Annotated in this window: 18 protein-coding genes; 9 read left to right on the plus strand and 9 right to left on the minus strand. The window is 73.3% G+C overall.

The window, feature by feature from the left end; all coding sequences use genetic code 11:
* The first annotated feature begins 139 nt into the window (after positions 1-139).
* From iolC to V1258_RS09445, 5 genes are all read left to right on the plus strand, one after another.
* Positions 140-1,204 carry a 5-dehydro-2-deoxygluconokinase gene (gene iolC / locus V1258_RS09425; protein WP_329745818.1) on the plus strand — a complete coding sequence of 355 codons (1,065 nt, stop codon included), beginning with the start codon at positions 140-142 and terminating at the stop codon, positions 1,202-1,204.
* A complete protein-coding gene (locus V1258_RS09430; RefSeq protein ID WP_329749400.1) occupies positions 1,201-2,118 on the plus strand; it encodes a Cgl0159 family (beta/alpha)8-fold protein in 918 nt (305 codons plus the stop codon). Before iolC ends, V1258_RS09430 begins: the two co-directional genes overlap by 4 nt.
* A gap of 39 nt (positions 2,119-2,157) precedes the next feature.
* Positions 2,158-3,039 (plus strand): 5-deoxy-glucuronate isomerase, encoded by an 882-nt coding sequence (gene iolB, locus V1258_RS09435; RefSeq protein WP_329749401.1) that lies wholly within the window; start codon positions 2,158-2,160, stop codon positions 3,037-3,039.
* Positions 3,036-4,115, plus strand: a complete 1,080-nt coding sequence (locus tag V1258_RS09440) for a Gfo/Idh/MocA family protein (RefSeq protein ID WP_329749402.1) — start codon at positions 3,036-3,038, stop codon at positions 4,113-4,115. The genes iolB and V1258_RS09440 overlap by 4 nt, the downstream gene beginning before the upstream one ends.
* A gap of 74 nt (positions 4,116-4,189) precedes the next feature.
* Positions 4,190-5,038 (plus strand): GntR family transcriptional regulator, encoded by an 849-nt coding sequence (locus V1258_RS09445; RefSeq protein WP_329749403.1) that lies wholly within the window; start codon positions 4,190-4,192, stop codon positions 5,036-5,038.
* Between the two features lie 119 nt (positions 5,039-5,157).
* On the opposite strand, the gene V1258_RS09450 is transcribed toward V1258_RS09445, so the two are convergent.
* Genes V1258_RS09450 through V1258_RS09460 form a run of 3 tightly spaced genes read right to left on the minus strand, consistent with a single transcriptional unit; the run spans position 5,158 to position 8,748 of the window.
* Positions 5,158-6,189, minus strand: a complete 1,032-nt coding sequence (locus V1258_RS09450; protein ID WP_329749404.1) for a nucleoside hydrolase — start codon at positions 6,187-6,189, stop codon at positions 5,158-5,160.
* A 40-nt stretch (positions 6,190-6,229) separates the two neighbouring features.
* The gene (locus V1258_RS09455; protein WP_329749405.1) at positions 6,230-7,981 is read right to left on the minus strand and encodes a hypothetical protein; all 1,752 of its coding nucleotides are present in this window, start codon (positions 7,979-7,981) and stop codon (positions 6,230-6,232) included.
* Positions 7,978-8,748, minus strand: a complete 771-nt coding sequence (locus V1258_RS09460; RefSeq protein WP_329749406.1) for an SDR family NAD(P)-dependent oxidoreductase — start codon at positions 8,746-8,748, stop codon at positions 7,978-7,980. Before V1258_RS09460 ends, V1258_RS09455 begins: the two co-directional genes overlap by 4 nt.
* Positions 8,749-9,131: 383 nt before the next feature.
* Between V1258_RS09460 and V1258_RS09465 the strand changes: the two genes are divergently transcribed.
* On the plus strand, positions 9,132-9,596 hold the full coding sequence (locus tag V1258_RS09465; RefSeq protein WP_329749407.1) for a VOC family protein: 465 nt from the start codon (positions 9,132-9,134) through the stop codon (positions 9,594-9,596).
* Between the two features lie 65 nt (positions 9,597-9,661).
* Here the strand turns inward: V1258_RS09465 and V1258_RS09470 are convergent, their stop codons facing one another.
* Positions 9,662-10,663, minus strand: coding sequence for a hypothetical protein (locus tag V1258_RS09470; RefSeq protein WP_329749408.1), 1,002 nt, complete (start codon positions 10,661-10,663; stop codon positions 9,662-9,664).
* Positions 10,664-10,903: 240 nt separating this feature from the next.
* Positions 10,904-12,475: a M81 family metallopeptidase gene (locus V1258_RS09475; protein ID WP_329749409.1), complete on the minus strand. Its 1,572-nt coding sequence runs from the start codon at positions 12,473-12,475 to the stop codon at positions 10,904-10,906.
* A gap of 151 nt (positions 12,476-12,626) precedes the next feature.
* On the opposite strand from V1258_RS09475, the gene V1258_RS09480 reads away from it, so the two are divergent.
* Positions 12,627-14,039, plus strand: a complete 1,413-nt coding sequence (locus V1258_RS09480; protein WP_329749410.1) for an alpha-L-fucosidase — start codon at positions 12,627-12,629, stop codon at positions 14,037-14,039.
* 203 nt (positions 14,040-14,242) lie between these two features.
* On the opposite strand, the gene V1258_RS09485 is transcribed toward V1258_RS09480, so the two are convergent.
* The 3 genes from V1258_RS09485 to V1258_RS09495 are packed head-to-tail and all read right to left on the minus strand — an operon-like array spanning position 14,243 to position 16,079.
* Positions 14,243-14,761 (minus strand): SRPBCC family protein, encoded by a 519-nt coding sequence (locus V1258_RS09485; RefSeq protein WP_329749411.1) that lies wholly within the window; start codon positions 14,759-14,761, stop codon positions 14,243-14,245.
* Positions 14,758-15,525 carry a DUF899 domain-containing protein gene (locus V1258_RS09490; RefSeq protein ID WP_329749412.1) on the minus strand — a complete coding sequence of 256 codons (768 nt, stop codon included), beginning with the start codon at positions 15,523-15,525 and terminating at the stop codon, positions 14,758-14,760. The genes V1258_RS09485 and V1258_RS09490 overlap by 4 nt, the downstream gene beginning before the upstream one ends.
* Positions 15,522-16,079 (minus strand): dihydrofolate reductase family protein, encoded by a 558-nt coding sequence (locus V1258_RS09495; RefSeq protein ID WP_329749413.1) that lies wholly within the window; start codon positions 16,077-16,079, stop codon positions 15,522-15,524. Before V1258_RS09495 ends, V1258_RS09490 begins: the two co-directional genes overlap by 4 nt.
* Before the next feature lie 645 nt (positions 16,080-16,724).
* Between V1258_RS09495 and V1258_RS09500 the strand changes: the two genes are divergently transcribed.
* The gene (locus V1258_RS09500; RefSeq protein WP_329749414.1) at positions 16,725-16,949 is read left to right on the plus strand and encodes a hypothetical protein; all 225 of its coding nucleotides are present in this window, start codon (positions 16,725-16,727) and stop codon (positions 16,947-16,949) included.
* A 177-nt stretch (positions 16,950-17,126) separates the two neighbouring features.
* On the opposite strand, the gene V1258_RS09505 is transcribed toward V1258_RS09500, so the two are convergent.
* Positions 17,127-18,011: an aldo/keto reductase gene (locus tag V1258_RS09505; protein WP_329749415.1), complete on the minus strand. Its 885-nt coding sequence runs from the start codon at positions 18,009-18,011 to the stop codon at positions 17,127-17,129.
* A 283-nt stretch (positions 18,012-18,294) separates the two neighbouring features.
* Between V1258_RS09505 and V1258_RS09510 the strand changes: the two genes are divergently transcribed.
* Positions 18,295-19,095, plus strand: coding sequence for an SDR family NAD(P)-dependent oxidoreductase (locus V1258_RS09510; protein WP_442878607.1), 801 nt, complete (start codon positions 18,295-18,297; stop codon positions 19,093-19,095).
* Positions 19,096-19,099 lie beyond the last annotated feature (4 nt).

A 19,099-nucleotide genomic window follows, 5' to 3' on the forward strand; every position in this document is an offset into this window, starting at 1 on the left:
TCGACACCGTCCAACACATCGCGCTCTTTGTATAGACATAGAGGTTCCCGCGTGTGATCATGGGGCACCGGGAGGATCGTGGGGCAGAGCAGCCCACGAGATCCGCACCAGGTTCTGACGCAGGGAGGCATGGAGAGCCATGGCAACTGATCTCGACATCATCACGTTCGGCCGCAGCGGCGTGGACATCTACCCCTTGGAGATCGAGAAGGGGCTCGAGGACGTCACCAGCTTCGGGAAGTTCCTCGGCGGCAGCCCCACCAACGTCGCCGTCGCCGCGGCACGGCTCGGGCACCGCCCCGCGGTGATCACCGGCGTGGGCGATGATCCCTTTGGCCGCTACGTCGTGCAGGAGATGGAGCGACTGGGCGTCTCGGGCCGCTACGCGGTGAAGAACACCGAGCTGAACACCCCGATCACCCTGTGCGAGATCTTCCCGCCGGACGACTTCCCGCTGTACTTCTACCGTCAGCCCAGCGCCCCGGATCTGCAGGTCGCGCCCGAGCACCTGGACCTTCCCGCGATCCGGGAGGTGCCGCTGTTCTGGTTCTCCGGCACGGGCCTCTCCGAGGAGCCCAGCCGCTCCGCCCACCACGCCGCCCTCGAAGCCCGCGGGACGGATGGCGGCCCGACGGGCGGTCACACCGTCTTCGACCTCGACTATCGGCCCATGTTCTGGTCCTCGGTCGAGGAGGCCCGCGAGCAGTACCGCGCGGCGCTGCGCTACGCGACGGTCGCCGTCGGCAATCGGGAGGAGTGCGAGGTCGCCGTCGGCGAGACCGAGCCCGAGCGTGCGGCCGACGCCCTGCTCGCGGCCGGCGTGCAGATCGCGATCGTCAAGCAGGGCCCGAAGGGGGTGCTCGGCAAGACGGCCGACGAGCGCGTGGTCGTCGCCCCCAACCTGATCCAGGTGATCAACGGCCTCGGCGCCGGCGACAGCTTCGGCGGCTCGCTCTGCCACGGCCTGCTCACCGGCCAGTCCCTCGAGGAGACGTTGACCCGTTGCAATGCGGCCGGTGCCATCGTCACCAGCCGCCTCGAATGCTCCACCGCCATGCCCACCACCGAGGAGATCGACCTGCTCCTCGCGGGCGGCGACCCCAACCACGGCCAGACCGTGGAGGAGATGCTGGGCGCCCTGCGCGACCGTGGCACGGCGCGCGAGGGCGGCGCCGCGCAGCGAGCGGGAGCGGAGGCCCGATGAGCGGCCCCGACGCCTTCGTCTCGACCTACGACGAGGTCACGCGCGTGCGCCTCGAGGATCCGGGCCGGTTCGCCCGTCTCGCCGCCGCCCGTTCCCGCCGCACCGTCGCCGACACCGACGGCACCATGATGATCATCGCGGCGGACCATCCCGCGCGCGGTGCCCTTGCCGTCGGCCCCCGCCCCGACGCCATGGCCTCCCGCACCGAGCTGCTGGACCGGCTGCGCGAGGCGCTCGCGGTCCCGGGCGTCGACGGGGTGCTCGGCACCGCCGACATCCTCGAGGACCTGCTGGTCATGGGGGCGCTCGAGGACAAGGTCGTGTTCGCCTCGATGAACCGCGGTGGCCTCCAGGGCAGCTCCTGGGAGATCGAGGACCGCTTCACCGCCTACGACGCCACCGCGATCAAGCGGGCCGGTTTCGACGGCGGGAAGATGCTCACCCGCATCGACCTCGACGACGACCGCACCTCCTTCATCCTCGAGGCGAGCGCGCAGGCGGTCACCGACCTCGCCCGCCACGAGCTGATCGCCATGGTCGAGCCGTTCCTGTCGTCCCGCCCCGGCGGGCCGGGCACCAAGATCATCAACGACCTCTCCCCGGAGGCGGTCATCGCCTCGATCCACATCGCCCAGGGCCTCGGCGCGACCAGCGCCTACACCTGGCTGAAGCTGCCCGCGGTCGAGGACATGGAGCGGGTCATGGACGCGACCACGCTGCCCACGCTGATCCTCGGCGGTGACCCGGTGGACGACGATCCGGCGACCCTGCGCGCCTCGTGGGGGAGGGCTCTCGCCCGCCCGAACGTGCGCGGGCTCGTCGTCGGCCGCACCCTGCTGTACCCGGCGGGGGGCGACGTGACCGCCGCGGTGACCGCGTCGGTCGACATGGTCCGCGCCGCGAGCGCGGGCTGACAGCCCGGAGACCCGCACCCCTCGACCAGGAGAGCATCCATGAGCACCACCGAGCAGCTCCACCTGCCGGCCGGATCCACCGGCCGCGGCAGCTACGAGACGATCATCGATCCCGGCGCGCGCGAGGGCTGGGTCCACACCGGGCTGCGCGTCCTGGCGCTCGCCCCGGGCGGCAGCGAGGCCGTCACCGCGAACGGCGTCGAGGCGATGGTCGTGCCGCTGAACGGGGCGTGCCAGGTCTCCGTCGGCGGGGAGAACCACCACCTGCGCGGCCGGCCCGACGTCTTCGCCGCCGCGACCGACGTGCTCTACGTGCCCGTCGGCTCCCAGCTGACGATCTCGTCGGAGGGCGGGGGCCGCTTCGCGCTCGCGACCGCCGTCGCGACCGGCGCGCATCCGGTCACCTTGATCCGCGCCGAGGACGTGCCGGTCGAGATCCGCGGCGGCGGCAGCATGACCCGGAAGGTCCGCAACTTCGGCGCCGTCGGTGCGTTCGACGGCATGGACTCGCTCATCGCCTGCGAGGTCATCACCCCTGGTGGGAACTGGTCCAGCTACCCCGCGCACAAGCACGACGAGACCACCGAGACCGAGAGCGAGCTCGAGGAGATCTACTACTACGAGATCCAGGACGGTCCCGCCGGTCGCGGATTCGGCTATCACCAGACCACCGCGAGCGGCCCCGACAAGCCGATCGACGTGCTCGTCGAAGTGCGCAGCGGCGACACCGTGCTGGTCCCGCACGGCTGGCACGGCCCCTGCGCCGCCGCCCCCGGTCACGACATGTACTACCTCAACGTCATGGCCGGCCCCGAGGCGGAGCGGGCCTGGAACATCACCGACCATCCCGAGCAGACCTGGGTGCGCGGCACCTGGGCCGACGCCGGGATCGACCCCCGACTCGACGGAGAGACCCGATGACCACCGACCCCAGCACCCACACCGCCGCGCAGACCGGTCCGGCGGACCTCTCCGCTGCCCCGCAGGACGTGCGGGTCGGCGTGATCGGCGTCGGCCGCATGGGCGCCGACCACGTGGAGCGCCTCTCGCGCCGCATCAAGGGGGCGCGCGTGAGCGTGCTCAGCGACTACCGGCGCGCGACCGCCGAGAAGGTTTCCGCCACCGCCCCCGGCTCCCGCGTGGTCGACACCTGGCAGGAGGTGATCGCCGCGGCGGATGTCGATGCCGTGCTCATCGCCAGCCCCGGGCAGTTCCACCGCGAGCAGGTCCTGGCCTGCCTCGAGGCCGGCAAGCCGGTGCTCTGCGAGAAGCCGCTCGCGATGAACCCGTCCGACGCCTACGACGTGGTCCGCGCCGAGCACGAGGCCGGTCGGGCGCTCGTCTCCCTCGGCTTCATGCGCCGCTTCGACGCGGGCTACGGCCAGCTCAAGGACGCCCTCGAGGCGGGCGAGCTGGGCACCCCGCTGCTGCTGAACTGCAAGCACCGCAACGCCTCCGTGCTGCCCGGATTCACCGACACCCACATGGTCTACGACTCGGCCGTGCACGAGATCGACGCGATCTCCTTCTTCCTCGACGAGCCGGTGGTCTCGGTGCAGACCGTCATGCCGCGCTCCACCGAGAAGGCGCCCGAGGGTCTGCACGACCCGCTGCTGTTCCTCTTCCGCACGGCCTCCGGCACCGTCGTCACGGACGAGCTGTGGGTCAGCACCGATGCCGGCTACGAGGTGCGCACCGAGCTCGTCGGCTCGAAGGGCGCGGCGACCGTGGGCCAGGAGGCCGGGATGGTCACCACCCAGCAGGCGGGCTCCCGCTGGGGCGGCGCCGTGCCGCTCGACTTCCGGCCCCGCTTCCTCGCCGCGTACGACGCGGAGGTGCAGGCCTGGGTCGCCGCGGTGGCCGACGGGAGCAACATCGCGCCGCGCTCGGCGACCGCCTGGGACGGCTACGTCGCGGCCGCCGTGTGCGAGGCCGCCGAGCAGTCCCTCGCCGCCGACGGCGCGGTCGCGGTGACCTTGCGGGACCGGCCCGCCTGATCCGGCCGGACGGGGTGGCCCGCGAGGAGCCGCCCCGTATCCTGCGGCACAGCACGGAACTCGAGGAGGACGACGTGGACAGCGAGACCGCGAGCAGCGCAGCGGAGGGCGGCGCTCCCGAGGCGGACGCCGCCGAGCCCGGTACGCCCGAGGCGGTCGCCACCGAGCCGGGCGCGTCGGAGAACAGCACGATCACCCTCGACCTCACGATCGAGCGCGACGCGAGCACCCCGCTGTACCTGCAGCTCGCCGGGGGCATCGAGGACGCGATCCGCTCCGGGATCCTGCCCCCGGGCAGCCGCCTCGAGAACGAACTGGCCCTGTCCAAGCGGCTGAAGCTGTCCCGACCCACCGTGCGCCAGGGCATCCAGGAGCTGGTGGACAAGGGCATGCTGGTGCGCAAGCGCGGCGTGGGCACCCAGGTGGTGCAGGCCCCGGTGAACCGGCAGGTCGCGCTGACCTCGCTGTACGACGACCTGCGCACCGCCGGGAAGTCCCCGCGCACGGAGATCATCGAGTACCGCATCGGTCGGCCGTCCCGGGAGGCGCTGGACCGTCTGCAGCTCTCCCCGGGAGAGCAGGTGCTGGACCTGATCCGGGTCCGCTACGCCGACGGGGAGCCGCTCGCCGTCATGCGCAACTCGATCCCCGAGCGGATCGCCCCCTCCCGCGAGGCGCTCGCCGCCTCCGGTCTGTACGCCTGCCTCCGCGAGCGCGGGATCACGACCGTGCTCGCCCATGAGCGGATCGGCGCGACCGTCGCCGACGAGGAGCACGCCGAGCTGCTCGAGGAGCAGGTCGGCGCCGCTCTGCTGACCATGGAGCGCAAGTCCTTCGCGAACGACGGCAGCGTGATCGAGTTCGGCTTCCACGTGTACCGGGCGTCGCGGTACAGCTTCGAAGTCACCCTCGTCGACTCGTGACCGGTGGGTAGCGGCACCTGAGGAAGCATGATCTGCCGAACTTGCTCCCTCAGGCGCCGTGATCCGCGGCGCGAGCTGGCTGGGGCCGGCCGGGGCCGGGCGGGGCAGGTGGTGTCAGCTCACGGCGCGGTCTGCCAGGCGTCGAGTTCGCGCAGCTTCGTGAACAGGTCCTCGAACATCAGGCGCGTGTCGAGGTGGGTGTAGACCCGCATCGGGCGGGCGTCGGGTTGGGCGGTGTAGCCGCCGTCGGCCCCGAGCGCCGGCGTCGGCATCACGACGTGCCGACTCGAGGACGAGTCCGCCTCGAAGAAGGAGCGCAGCGCGGTGAGCAGCACGAGCGGCGAGTCGCCTAGCGCGTAGGTCTCCGGGTGGTGGCCGCCGTGACCGGTGACCAACTCGGTGACGGTGATGGTCTCGTCGTACAGGTAGCGGCCGACGGGGCCGGTCGCCGCGACGCGTCCGCGCAGCTCCGCCTCGGAGACGAGGCACTGGCGGTAGGCGTCGCGCGGCACCTGCCAGATCTCGACCTCGGTGTCGGTGAAGACGACCTGACCGGCGAGGACGTCGATGAGCAGGTTGTACTCGATCGGCATGGCGCCAGGCGGCGGGGTCGCGAGGCCCGCATGCTCGTTCCCCCCGATCCACACCAGAATAATCCGCTCGGCGATGCGCGGCTCAGCGATCAGGGCGGAGGCGATGTCGGTGAGCCCGCCGCCGGCGACGTAGAACAGAGGCTGGTCGGTGTCCTCGCGCAGCGCCTCGGCGATGATCACGTCGAGGGCGGGGGAGGGCTGCGGCGCGGTCCGCGAGGCGAGCGGGGTGTTCGACCCCTCGATGACCAGCCCGGGCGCGTCGAGGCCCACTCGGTCCAGCACGTCCCGGGCGATCGCCGCGGCCTGCGTCGCGGAGTCCGGGTGCGGGTAGAAGCCGTCGCCCTCGCGCAGCCGGGATCCGATCACGGCGCGGATGTCGACTGACGGGGAGAGCAGGTGGTGGACCAGCTGGTAGAGGTCGTCGGGGTCGCCGGCGAAGTCGTTGTCGATGATCACGCGGGCGGCCGTCGGGCGGGCCGACGGGACCGACTGCCAGGGGGCGGTGCCCGGCGTCCAGCGCTTCGGGGCGGGGGCGGGCGTGGTGGGCAGACGCGTCATCGTCGGCGGTGTCCTTCGTCGAGAGGGGTGTCGGGGCTTGTCAGAGCGCTGACCAGGAGATGGGGTCGAGGGAGACCGGCGCGTCGCGGCCGGGCAGCAGCACGCGGCGCGGACGGGGCGAGAGGTTCGCGAGCAGGAGCGTCTCGCCGTCGCCGATCGCCCAGAGGAGGGAGTCGGCCGAGCGCCCCGTCGAGAGCGGACGGCCGGCGAGTCCGGCGAGGGCCGGCACGGGGGAGGCGGCATCGTGCGCGGGGCTCGTCTGACCAGCGGGGGAGGCCCCTCTCGCGCTGGCTGCCGCGCCTGCGTCGGCTGTCCCTCCCGCGCGGAAGGCGTCGGCATCGCCGAAGGTCAACGACGTGACACCCGCGACCGACAGCGCCGCGGCGCTCGCGACGGTCCATGCCGCGTGCAGCGGGCTCCCGGCACGAGGGTCCAACGGCGGGGCCGGAGCGGGGACCGGCTGGGGCCTGGTCGCGACGTTGGCGAAGCGGGCCCGCAGCGTGATGGGGCCGACGTGCACCGGCAGCCCCGGCGCGCGGGCGGTGAGCTGCCCGGCGAGGAGGCGCTGCATCGCGACCGCCTCGATCAGCTGCTCGGTCTCGAGGGTGTGGAACAGCGGCGTGGTCGCGAAGGCCAGGGCGGACGGGCCGGCGGCGAGGACCGTCTCCCACTCGCGGTTCAGTTCGGTGTAGTGCGAGCGGGCGCCGCCGACGACGGGGATCGCCTCCGGCAGCACGGCGCGCAGGGCGGTCGCGAGCTCCGGGGTGGTCACGTGCCGGGCGACGTCGGCGATCCCGACGAAACGCAGCTCCGCGCCGGCGGCGGCCGCGGCGGTGAGGCGGCGACCCAGCTCCGCGAGAGCCGATGGGTCCGCCGGAGAGGGGTAGACGACCCAGAGCGCGAGGCCGGATCGAGTGCCGGCGAGTGCCTCGGCGAGCGCCGCGTCGAGACGGGCGGGCCAGGTCGGGTCGGCGAGCTCGAGGTCGAGGTGACCGGTGCCGATCAACGGCACGGTGCCGCCGCGGTGCCAGGTCAGCTCCTCGGGGACGCCGGCCCTGGCGTCCCCGCCGGCGGAGGTGTTCGCGTCGGCCGCACCGCCCACCCGCGCTCCCGCGGTGAGCACGAGCGACTGACGCACGCGCTCGCCGGCGGGCAGCGTGTACGGGAACGGCTCCTCGAGCGGCCGCGAGTAGGTCTTGAAGGACGCGTCGGTCCAGTTGCGCTGGTCCTCCATCTCGAACACGTCGCCCGCGAGCTCGAGGCGCAGCGGCAGGCCGTCAGCCGCCCAGGCGAGGCCGGCGATGTCCCGCGCCGGCTGATGCGGGCTGACCTGCACGGGGAACAGGGTCTCGGAGTCGCCGCCGTCCGGGTGCGTGACCTGCAGGGGCGTGCCGGCGAGCTGCGGCGGATGCAGCACGACGAGCCCGGTGCGGTTGGTCGACGAGTCGGCGCGCGCCTCGAGGTCGAGGTCCACGCGCAGGCGGTCCCCTTCGGCCGTGACGCGCAGCGTGCCCGCCAGCTCGAGGCCGAGGTCGGCGATCTCCAGAGACAGGGTGAGCGTGTCGGCGTGCGCGTCGACGCGGACCTCCCGCGGCCACGCCGTCGCCCAGTCCTCGTCGCGGGCGACCGCGCGGATCGCCCGCAGCGCCACGCGGCCGTCGCAGCGGACGTCGGCCAGCTCGTCGCCGCGCACCTCGAGCGACCAGCGGTCGGAGGCCCAGGGCTGAGCGACGGGTCCCGATCCGTGAGCGTCGGCGGCCGGCACGTCGGCGGTCGGCACGTCGGCGGTCACAGCGAGGTCATGCCGCCGTCGACGCGGAACAGAGCACCGGTCGCGAAGGCGGCGTCGTCGCTCGCGAGGAAGACCATGACTCCCTCGACGTCCGCGGGTGTGCCGGGGCGGCCCAGCGGGATCCGTCCGACGATCGCCGCGCGCTCCTCCGGGTCGTCGGAGATGCTCGTGACCAGCGGTGTCTCGGTGTAGCCGGGGATGACGGCGTTGACGCGGATGCCGTCCTTCGCGTAGGCGGCGGCGACCGTGCGGGTGAGGCCGTGGATGCCGGCCTTGGTGGTCGAGTAGGAGGTGAAGTCGTTGCCCTCGCCGGTCAGGCCCGTCGGCGAGCCGGTGAGGATGATCGAGCCGCCGCCGCTGGCGAGCATCGCGCGGACCGCGTGCTTGACCGTGAGCATCGTGCCGGTGAGGTTCACGTCGACGGTGCGCTGCCAGACGGCGAGGTCGAGATCGGCGATCTTCGCGTCCTGCCCGAAGAGCTGCACGCCGGCGTTGGCGACCACGACGTCCGGCGTCCAGCCGGCCTCGGCGAGCTCGGCGTACCCGGCCTCGACCGCGGGCTCGGAGGATATGTCCATGGTCAGGGCGTAGGCGGTGCCCTCGCCGAGCTCGGCGGAGAGTCGGTCGACGGCGGTCCGGGCGGCGTCGGCATCGCGGTCGGCGATCACGACGCGGGCGCCCTCGCGGGCGAAGCGGGTGGCGACGGCCAGGCCGATGCCGGAGGCGGCGCCGGTGACGAGGGCGGTACGGGACGCGAGACGAGACATCGTTGGGTCATCCATTCACGAGGTGGTGGGAGCAGTGTGCCCAACCGGTTGACCGGATGGCAAGCGGGTGGTCGAGGCGCGGACGAGTCTGCCAGGGCGTTGAGGGCGCGGGGTGCTCGGCGCCGGGGCCGGGGGTCGGGCGCTGGGTCTGGCACCGGAGCCTGGGCGCGAGTGCGGGCGGCGGCAGTGGCCCGGGCACACTCGGCGGTCAGGTCATGTGCAGCTGTGTGCCACCGATGGAACACAGACGCACATGACCTCGTCGTGGCGCCGCGGCAACGATCTCCGGATCATCCGACGGACCCCTCCCGAGCGTCCGACGTCGGTCCTACGCTGAGCGCGAGTCCCCGCACCGGCGTGGGGCCGCCTCGAGAGGAACCGCCATGAGCGAGAACGCCGCGACCCCGTCCGAGACCGCCGACTCCGCCGCCGACGCCCCGGACCAGAACTGGGCCACCGGCCGACCCGTCCACTTCGAGATCCAGGCCGCCGACCCGCAGCGGGCGATCGAGTTCTACACCAGCGTCTTCGGCTGGACCACCGAGGACTGGTCCGAGTTCGCGGGCATGCCCTACTTCGGCGTCACCACCGGCGCCGGTCCCGGCATCGACGGCGCGATCCTCGGCCGCCCCGGTGGCGAGAACGCCGAGGTGGGCGGACCCGTCATGGGCGCCGTGATCACCATGGGCGTCGCCGACTACGACGCGGTCGCCGAGAAGATCACCGCCGCCGGCGGCGCGGTCGCGCTGCCCAAGTACGCGCTGCCGGGCATGGCGTGGCAGGGCTACTTCCACGACACCGAGAACAACGTCTTCGGCATCCACCAGCCGGATCCCGAGGCCAAGTGAGCCGCGGGTCCGGGGCGCGCGGTCCTACTCTGCGCCCCGGGCCCCCGGCCCCGGGCCCCGGTGCCTCAGCGGCCGAAGAGGTCCCCGAGACCGAAGTCCGAGATCTGATCGCCCAGGCCGGAGAGCTGGTCGCCGAGGTCGGTGACGCCGCCGCCGAGGCCGTCGGCGATGCCGTCGACCCCCTCGAGCCCCTCCACGCCCTCGAAGCCCTCGGTGAAGCCGGCGAGCTGGTCCCCGAGGTCCGGGGCGAGGGCGTCGACGTCGATCCCGTCGCCGATCGCCGCCGAGAGCAGGGAGCCGCCGACGGAGCTGAGCACCGCACCGCCCGCGACGGCCGCGAGCAGCCCGCCCGCGCCGAGGGCGACCGCGCCCACACCGCCGGCACCCAGGGCCGCAGCGCCCAGGCCGCGGCCCCGACTTCCGCCGGAGCGTCCGCCGCCGGACCGGCCGAGCATCTCGGTGAGCCGGCGCGGGTCGAAGGCCGCGAGCCGAGTCGCGGAGCGCGCCAGATCCTGCGGCGCCTCGCTGCGGGGCCGCTCGCCCTCGGGCAGCTCCTCGCGCATCGTCGCCCCGAGCTGGGCGCGCTGGGCCGGGGTGAGCCGCTCGAACGCCTCGCGGTGGACCCGCTCGAGCTGGTCCGGCTCGGCGGTGCGGACGAGATAGTCGTAGCGGGCGATCGCCCGACGGTCCTCCGTGGAGAGGTCCGCCGTGTCGCGGGCGGGACCCGCGTCGTGGCCGGGGCGCTCGTCGGAGAGCGAGGGCATCGAGGTCGTCGGTATGCCGACGCCCGAGGTGCGCGAGGTATCCGAGGTCTGCGAGGTGCGGTACGGGGTGTCGTCCCAGGCCGACGGGGTGCGGTGAGAGGTGTCGTCCCAGGCCGACGTCGTCCGGTGGGGGTCGCGGGACGAGGAGCTGTCGCGGGACGAGGAGGTGTCGCCGGTCAGGGAGTCGGCGGCGCTGCGGACGAGGTCGCGCCAGTCGCTCCCGCGGCCACTGCGGGACGAGGAGGAGCTGGAGGAGTCGAGGGCCTTCTGGGCGGTGCCGATCAGGCGGCGGAACGTGCTCATACGGGTCCTTCCATCGGGGAGGGGAGGGGTCGAGCATGCGGGCCGCGCCTCGACGCGCGCCGAGGTCGCGCTGTGCTCCCGCTGTGAGTCGGCGCCCGCCGCCCCGCCGACTGCTGAAAAACTGCGCCTGGCGTGACCTCACCGGCTCACAGGGCTTCAGGTCACGCCTGGCGCGGAGTTTCAGCAGCGCCCCGCCTCCAGGCCTCGCAGCTTCGCCTCAGACCCCGCCGCTCTGCCCCCTCAGACCCCGCCGCCGCGCCAAACGTCGGCCGGTGTCGGCGCGGGGATCTCCGCGTCGAAGGGGATCATCGGCCGGGCGATCCTTTCGTGGCCGAGGCGCAGCAGGTCCTGGTCCACGCCGCCCGGGGTGAGGGCCAGCAGCCAGTCGGCGGCGGACTCGTATTGGTCCGGCTCGAGGTAGCCCATCTTCACGGTGACCACGTCGAAGCCCGTCATCGACAGCCCCAGCCGAGCGAACATGTCGTGCGTCGCCCACTGCGATCGCCGCCCGGTGACTACCACGGTCAGCCCGGTCCGCGCCGCGTCCTCCAGAGCGTCGGGCGCGCCCGCTCCCGTCTCATCCTCGAGCACCCGGAGCGCGGCGGCGCGGCCCGTCGGCCCCGACTCGTCGAGCGCCGCGACCTCGACCCGCAGCGGCACCGGCCCGGGCTCCCGCGCGTCGATCCGGCCTCCCACCAGAACCTCCACCCGCCCGCCGACGCCCGCTTCCCAGGCGGCGTCGGCCGTCGTCGGATCCATGAGCGAGACCATCAGTGCGCTCACCTCGCCGGCACGGATCTCGGGCCGCGCGGCGAGGCGGGCGAGGCAGAAGGTGGTGTCGTCGGCGCCACCGGCGCCGGGATTGTCGCCCGAGTCGGAGATCCAGAACGGGCGGTCGGGCGAGGCGATCGCCCGGTCCAGGCACTCCTCGAAGCTGCCCGTGGGGGCGACGAACTCGAAGTCGTGCCGCACTTCCCACAGCGCTGTCGCGAGCTCGAGCGCGGCCTGCCCGACCGCCTCTGCCGAGTCGCCGTGCGCGACGATCGCGGCCTGGCAACGCGGCTGGTCCGCCCAGGCGAAGCCGATCCAGCAGGACACGTCGGTGACGTCGTCGCGCAAGGTCAGCGCGGGGATCCGCGCGTAGAGCGAGCGCGCCGGCTCGATGCGGGTGGAGGTCTTCTCTCCGGGCAGCAGGATCGGCACGTGCACCAGCGCCTTGTGAGGCCGGGCGCCTCCGTCGCGCACGCTGGCGGCGGCCGACGCGAGGTCCCGCAGTCCGCGCTCGCGGGTCTCCCAGGCGTCGATGTGCGGGGCGTGCCGGTAGCAGGTCAGCAGGTCGCAGGCCTCGAACAGGGTCTCGGAGACGTTGCCGTGGAGGTCCATCGCGGTGCCGACCACGGCGTCCGGGCCGATCGCCGTGCGGATCGCGGTGATCAGATCCCCCTCGGCATCCTCGAGGCCGACGACGCTCATCGCCCCGTGGATGTCGAAGAAGAACCCGTCCAGCGGCGCCTCGGCGTGGGCGTCGGCGAGGCCGTCGACGATCTCCTGCTTCCAGCCGGCGTAGGTCGCGGCGTCGAGCTGCCCGCCGGGCAGGGCGCGGGCGTGGAGGACGCCGACGTACTCCGCCTCGGGCACGGCGAAGGGGTAGCGGTCGAGGATCTCGTGGGTGCCGCGGCGCACCTCGAAGTCCGCCGCGCTCGAGCGGTAGGGCGTGAAGGTCGAGGACTCGATGGCGATCCCGGCGATGCCGAGGCGCGGCGGGCGGGCATCGCGCGGCGGCTGCGTGGTGGACGACGGTGTCGCAGGCACTGGGGACCCCCGGGACTTAAGCGGTTGATAACGTGGGCTCATCCTCGCATCTGAGCTCGGTGCCCGCCACCGCGCGAGCCTTGCCTCACCCCGCCCGTCGGCCGCCCGACCAGCCCGCCTGCGAGACCCCCGCTTCGAGGAGGACGCCCCGATGATCAGCTTCGATGACCGCCACGGCCCCGCGGACGCCGCCCCCGCCTCCGCCTACCCGGAGCTGCGCGTGCCCGAGTGGTACCGCGACGCGAAGCTCGGCGTGTTCGTCCACTGGGGCCTCTACTCGGTCCCCGCCTGGGCCGACGTGCTCGACCGCAGCGACGTCACCGTCGAGACCGCCTACGCCCGCCACCAGTACGCCGAGTGGTACGCGAACACCGTCCGCATCCCCGGCAGCCCCACCCGGGAGCGGCACGAGCGGCTCTACGGCGTCGGCCGCTCCTACGAGGACTTCGCCGACGACTGGCATCCTGCGCCCGACGCGGCCGCCCGGATCGTCGACCTCGCCGCCCGCGCCGGCGCCCGCTACCTCGTCCCCACCACGAAGCACCACGACGGCTTCTGCCTCTGGGACAGCGCCACCACCCCCTTCACCGCCGCGCGCCGCGGACCGGGCCGCGACCTGATCGCCGAACTCGCGAGCGCGACCCGCGGGGCCGGTCTGCGCCTCGGCCTCTACTACTCCGGCGCGCTGGACTGGCACGTGAGCGACTTCCCGCCGCTGACCTCGAACGACGACCTCTTCGCGCTGCGCCGCAACGACCCCGCCTTCGCGGCCTACGCCGCCGCGCAGCTGCGCGAGCTCATCGACCGCTTCGCGCCGGATCTGCTGTGGAACGACATCGACTGGCCCGACGCCGGCAAGCACCCCGGCCCCGACTCGCTCGTCCAGCTGTTCACCGAGCACCTCGCCGCGGTGCCGGACGGCCTGGTCAACGACCGCTGGGGCGCGCCCGTCCACGGCGTGCTCACCCGCGAGTACCAGGAGATCGACGCCGTCCAGGACGCGGTGTTCGAGGCGACCCGCGGGCTCGGCCTCTCGTTCGGGGTCAACGCCGACGAGTCCGCCGAGCACGCCCTCGACGGCCCGGCGCTGATCCGCCTCCTCGTCGACGTGGTCTCCCAGAACGGGAACCTGCTGATCAACGTGGGTCCGCGCGCCGACGGGTCGGTCCCGCCGCTGCAGTCCGCGGCGCTCGAGCAGCTGGGGGCGTGGCTCGGCAAACATGGCGCGGCGATCTTCGGCACCCGCCCCTGGTTCCACGAGGCGGTGCGCGTCCCGCCCGCGGGGGTGCGCTTCACGCGTGGTCCCGGGGCCGACGGAGGCGAGCTGCTGCACGTGTTCCTGCTGGATCCCGCCGCGGGTGAAGTGGTGCTGGACCCGCAGGTCAGCGCCGCTGTGCGAGAGGTCGCGGAGGTGCCTGGTGGGTCGGGCGAGCGGGTCGTGTTCGGGGCGGGGGTCGGGCCTGGGGCGGCCGACGGGGCCGACGGTCAGGGAGCCGCAGTGGTCGAGCCGGGGGCGGGGACGGTCGGTGTGCTGTCGTTCCCGATGCGCCGCGGGGCAGTCTGATCCGGAGGGTCCTTCTGCGGGGCGGCCGTCCGGCACTCCGTCGGCCCAGCGGCGGGGCTGCTGTCCATCAAAGGGACGTGAGCGGCACATGCCCTGCTATATGCAGGTCTCGTGCCGCTGACGTCCCTTTCGTGGACAGCCCCCGACGCGGGATCGGGACCGGCGCGTGACCGGGGCGGCAGCCGGTTCCCCGGTCCCGCCCCTCACCCCCCGACGACCGCCCGCTCCACCGCCTCGAGGGACCGCTCGAGGAAGCTCGGCGGGAAGGGCGGCAGGCCGAAGGACTCGACCAGCGCGGCCGGGACCGCGCTCCAGTCGTAGGTCAGGGTGACGCGGGTGCCGTCGCCGTCGGGCGCGAGGTCGTAGCGCCAGGTCCAGCCGCCGGTGCCCAGCTCGCCGTCCGGGCCGTACTGGCCCGGCTCCCAGGCGACGGTGCGGTCCCGCTCGAGGGCGATGACGCGGTTGTGCATGTCGTAGCGCCCATGGGCGTTGACGTGGAACATCTCGATGCCGAACACCTGACCCACCTCGGTCAGCGGCGCCGGGTCCTCCTCGAGGGAGCCGCGCACCCAGTCCGTCGGCTCGGTCTCGTGATGCCGGGCGGGGTTCGTGAGCAGCGCGAACACCTCCTGCGGGGTGGCGGGGATCGTGCGGGAGACGACGTAGCGTCCCTCGTCCGGTGCGGCGCGCCCTCCGTCGTCGCTCGGGGTCTCGGTGCTCATGCCTGCTCCTTGGTGTCGGGGGTGGTCGGGTCCTGGCCTGCGCAGCAGCCCGCTCCCTGCGCCGCCGAGTCGTGCGCGGCTCCACCCGGCCCGTACAGCGCCGCGACGTCGGGGGAGTCGAGCCACTTCTCGTAGGTGTCCGACTGCGGCCAGCCCTCGGGGGAGTCCTGCCACGCCTCCTGGCGGCCGTAGGGCAGCACGTCCACGAGGGAGAAGGTGTGCCCGAGCTGCTCGGTGCCGCGGCCGTCGGTGTGCCAGGTGCGGTACACCCGCTCGCCGTCGCGGAGGAAGACGTTCACCGCGAAGCCCTCACCGGGACCGGCGCCCATGTCGGCCCCGAAGTCGCTGCCGGCGGTCGAGTACCAGTCCATGCGGTTGCCGACCTTCTCGCGGTACGCGAGGGCCTCGTCGATCGGCCCCTGGGTGACGATCACGAAGCGCGCGTCGTAGGGGCGCAGGAAGTCGGTGCGGGTGAACTGCGAGGTGTAGCCGGTGCAACCGCCGCACTGCCACTCGGCGCCCGGCGACCACATGTGGTGGTAGGTGATCAGCTGCGCGGCACCGTCGAACAGGTCGACCAGGCGTACGGGCCCGTCGGCGCTCTCGAGCGTGTACTCGGGCAACTCCACCATGGGGAGGCGTCGACGCTGGGCGGCGATCGCGTCGAGCTCGCGGGTGGCGGCCTTCTCCCGCGCGCGGAGGGCGGCGAGCTCCTGTTGCCAGGTCGCGAGATCGGTGACGGGTGGGAGGGCGGGTGCGGTCATGATCGGTCCTTCCGGGGTGACCAGCGGGTGTAGACGACGCCCGAGCCGAAGGCCCGGTGCTCGAGCAGGGTGAGCGGTGCGCGGTGGCCGTCCGGCACGAGCCGTCGGCCGCGGCCCTGCACGTACGGGAACGTCCACAGCCGGAACTCGTCCACGAGCCCGGCCGCGATCAGGGTGTGGCACAGGGTGATGCTGCCGGTCAGCGAGATCTCGCCGCCGTCGCCGCGCTTGAGGTCCGCCACGGCGCCGACGGGGTCCGCGGGGATGATCGTGGTGTTCTGCCACTGCGGATCGGTGAGGGTGGTGGAGACGACGATCTTCTCGATCGTGTTCAGCTCCTCGGTGATGCCGGTCGTGTCCTCGGTCTGCAGCGGCCAGTAGCCGCGGAAGTCCTCGAAGGTCTGCCGGCCGAGCAGGATCGCGTCGCACGCCGCCGAGTCGCGTCGGGTGATCTCCCGCTGGTCGGGGTCATCGGCGGCCGGGTCGAACCAGTCGTCCAGCATCTCGATCGAGCCGTCGACGGTGATGTTCTGGGTCAGGGTCAGGGCACGCATGATCTCCTCCGGTGGAGCGGTGTCGTGCCCGTGCCTCGTGCCCTGCACCGTAGGTCCGCGCCCGGGACGGGTCAAGGGCGGCGGCGGGGACATGGGGACTTCTCCCCAGGTAGTCCACCCCATCGCGCTTCTGAGCAGGTGTCCGTAGATTCCAGGTACTGGGTGCGGGCCCCACGGGGAACGCGAGGACAGGGCACGGGATCGACCCGCTGCGGGAGTCGACCGGGACGGTGGGGGCCGTCCGGGTCGGCAGGGATCGCGGCGACGGGATCCCGTGCCGGTCCTCAGCCGGAGACGGCGGACGGGGGTGTCCGCACCCGGTGCCAGGCGAGAGGACGGGTCGGGCGCGGGGGCGCGCGGCCCGTCCTCCGTCGTTCCGGCCCTCGGGGAGACGGCGCCGGCACCTCGGTGCCGCCGGCGCCTCCACGCGGCCGATGCCGTCCCGCCCGGGCCCGACACGCGGACCCGACGTGGACGCGCGGTGGCGGTCTCGTGTGATTCCGGTGACCGGCGCTCGAGACCCCTTCTCGGGGCCTGCCTGCGCCAATACGGTGGTGCCGAGCACCGCCGGAGAGGGCCGGATCGGCCCTGGCGGCCGACCGTTCCCTCCCGCCCCGCTCCCATCACACCCGGAGGAGGACCCCCATGGACACGCGCCCCGACGCCCCCGTCGGCCACGAGACGACCGCGACCGCGGAGACCTCTGCGCTGCCCGCCGTGACCGCCGCGCTGCCGACGGTGACTGCCTCGCTGCCGACGGTCATGGCGCCGGCCGAACCGGGGATGCGGCCGACGGGTCGTCGCGCGACCACCGGCGTGACGATCTCGCTGATCCTCACCTTCGTGCTGGTCACCCTCGCGAGCCTCTAGGGGGCGGCCTCCGGTGCCGGCCGCGGCGGCACGGCGCGGCTGCCCCCGTGACCGGGCGGCACGGCACCATTGCCCCGGCGGCGCGGCCCAGCCCCCGACCCGGCAGCACGGCGCCTGAGGGAGCATGTCCCGCCGAGCATGCTCCCTCAGGTGCCGTTAGCCGCGGGTAACCCCGGCTCAGGCCTCGTCGATGACGACGTCGAAGTAGGCGTCGGACGGCTGATCCGGGTCCGGGCCGCCGCGCACGCCGGTGTCGAGGGCGTCGATCCGCGCCATTTCTTCGGCGCTCAGCTGGAGGTCGAAGACCTGCAGGTTCTCGACGATGCGCTGGGGGGTCACGGACTTCGGGATCACGGAGCGGCCGTGCTGGAGGCCCCAGCGCAGCATCACCTGGGCGGGAGACTTCTGGTGCGCCGCGGCGATCTCGAGGAGCGTCGGATCCTCCATCACGGAGCGGCGCTCGTCGCCCCAGCCGGGGTAGAAGGTGATCCCGCCGATCGGCGACCAGGCCTGCGTGAGGATGCCGTGGCGGGCGTTCGCGGCCTGCACCTCGGGCTGGGCGAAGTAGGGGTGCAGCTCGACCTGGTTCACCGCGGGGACGATCTCGGTCGCCGCGAGCAGCTCCTCGAGGTGGTGCGGCATGAAGTTGGAGACGCCGATCGCGCGCACGGTGTCCCCGCCGAGGGCCGACTCCAGCGCGCGGTAGGCGGCGAGGGTGCGGTCGAAACGGGTGGGGATCGGCTGGTGCAGGAGCACGAGGTCCAGGGTGTCGACGCCGAGCTTCCCGCGCGCCTTGTCGAGCGCGTGGAGGGTCTCCGCGTGCCCGTAGTCGGAGACCCACACCTTGGTCTCCACGAAGATCTCCTCGCGCGGCACGCCGGAGCGGCGGATCCCCTCGCGGACCTCGCGCTCGTTGCCGTACGCGGCCGCAGTGTCGATGTGCCGGTAGCCGGCGCGCAGCGCGATCTCGACCGCGGCGGCGGTCTCCGCGGGCGGACTCTGGAAGACGCCGAGTCCGAGGGCGGGCATGGTCACGCCGTTGTTCAGGGTCAGATCGAGCATGGGGGTCCTTCCGGGGTCGGGCGCGGTCGACGGGGGAGGTCGGCCGACGGCTCCATGGCACCACCGGGCGCCGCGATGCGGGAGGCACTGATGGGGCACCCCTACCCCTGGGCGGCGGGGCGGGGGAGCGCTTGCGGCGTGCGATGTGGACGGGGCGGGCTGCGAGGAGCGGCACAGGTCCCGACGCCGGGGGAAGCCCGCGAGGGGGTGCGGCGTTCTGCCCACCACGCGACCATCGCGCGCCGTGCTCCGAGCGGCGCGCACCGCCCAGGGAGGACCCCTCATGATCGACCTCGATCTCACCGACCGCACCGCGTTCGTCTCCGGCTCTACGCAGGGCATCGGGCTGGCCATCGCCCGCCGGCTCGCCGAGGCCGGGGCGCGCGTGGCGGTGAACGGCCGCACTGCCGCCCGCGTCGAGGAGGCGATCGCGACCCTCACCGCCGACGGCCTCGACGCCTCCCGCCTCGTCGCCGCACCGGGCGATGTCACGACCGACGAGGGCCTGGCCGCCGCGCTCGACGCCGCCGGGGAGGTGGACGTGCTGGTCAACAACCTGGGCGTCTTCGGAGCCCGGCCGGCACTGGAGATCACCGACGCGGAGTGGCAGCGGTTCTGGGACGTCAACGTGATGGCGTCCGTGCGTCTGATCCGGGCGCTGCTGCCGCGCATGGTCGAGCGCGGCTGGGGGCGGGTGCTGAACATCGCGAGCGACTCGGCGATCGTCACTCCCGCCGAGATGATCCACTACGGCACCTCGAAGACCGCCCTGCTGGCCGTCTCCCGCGGCTTCGCCAAGGAGGCCGCCGGAACCGGGGTCACCGTGAACTCCGTGATCGCCGGCCCCACCTACACCGAGGGCGTGCAGGACTTCGTGTACCAGCTGGTGGATGCGCAGCTGCCGTGGGAGGAGGCGGAGGCGGAGTTCATGCGGCTCCACCGCCCGCAGTCCCTGATCCAGCGCCTGATCCGCCCCGAGGAGATCGCCAACATGGTCCTCTACCTCGCCTCCCCGCTGGCCTCGGCCACGACCGGTGGCGCCCTGCGCGTGGACGGCGGGTACACCGACGCGATCCTGCCCTGAGGCG

The organism is Brachybacterium sp. J153 (assembly GCF_036311905.1).
Classification (GTDB): Bacteria; Actinomycetota; Actinomycetes; order Actinomycetales; family Dermabacteraceae; genus Brachybacterium.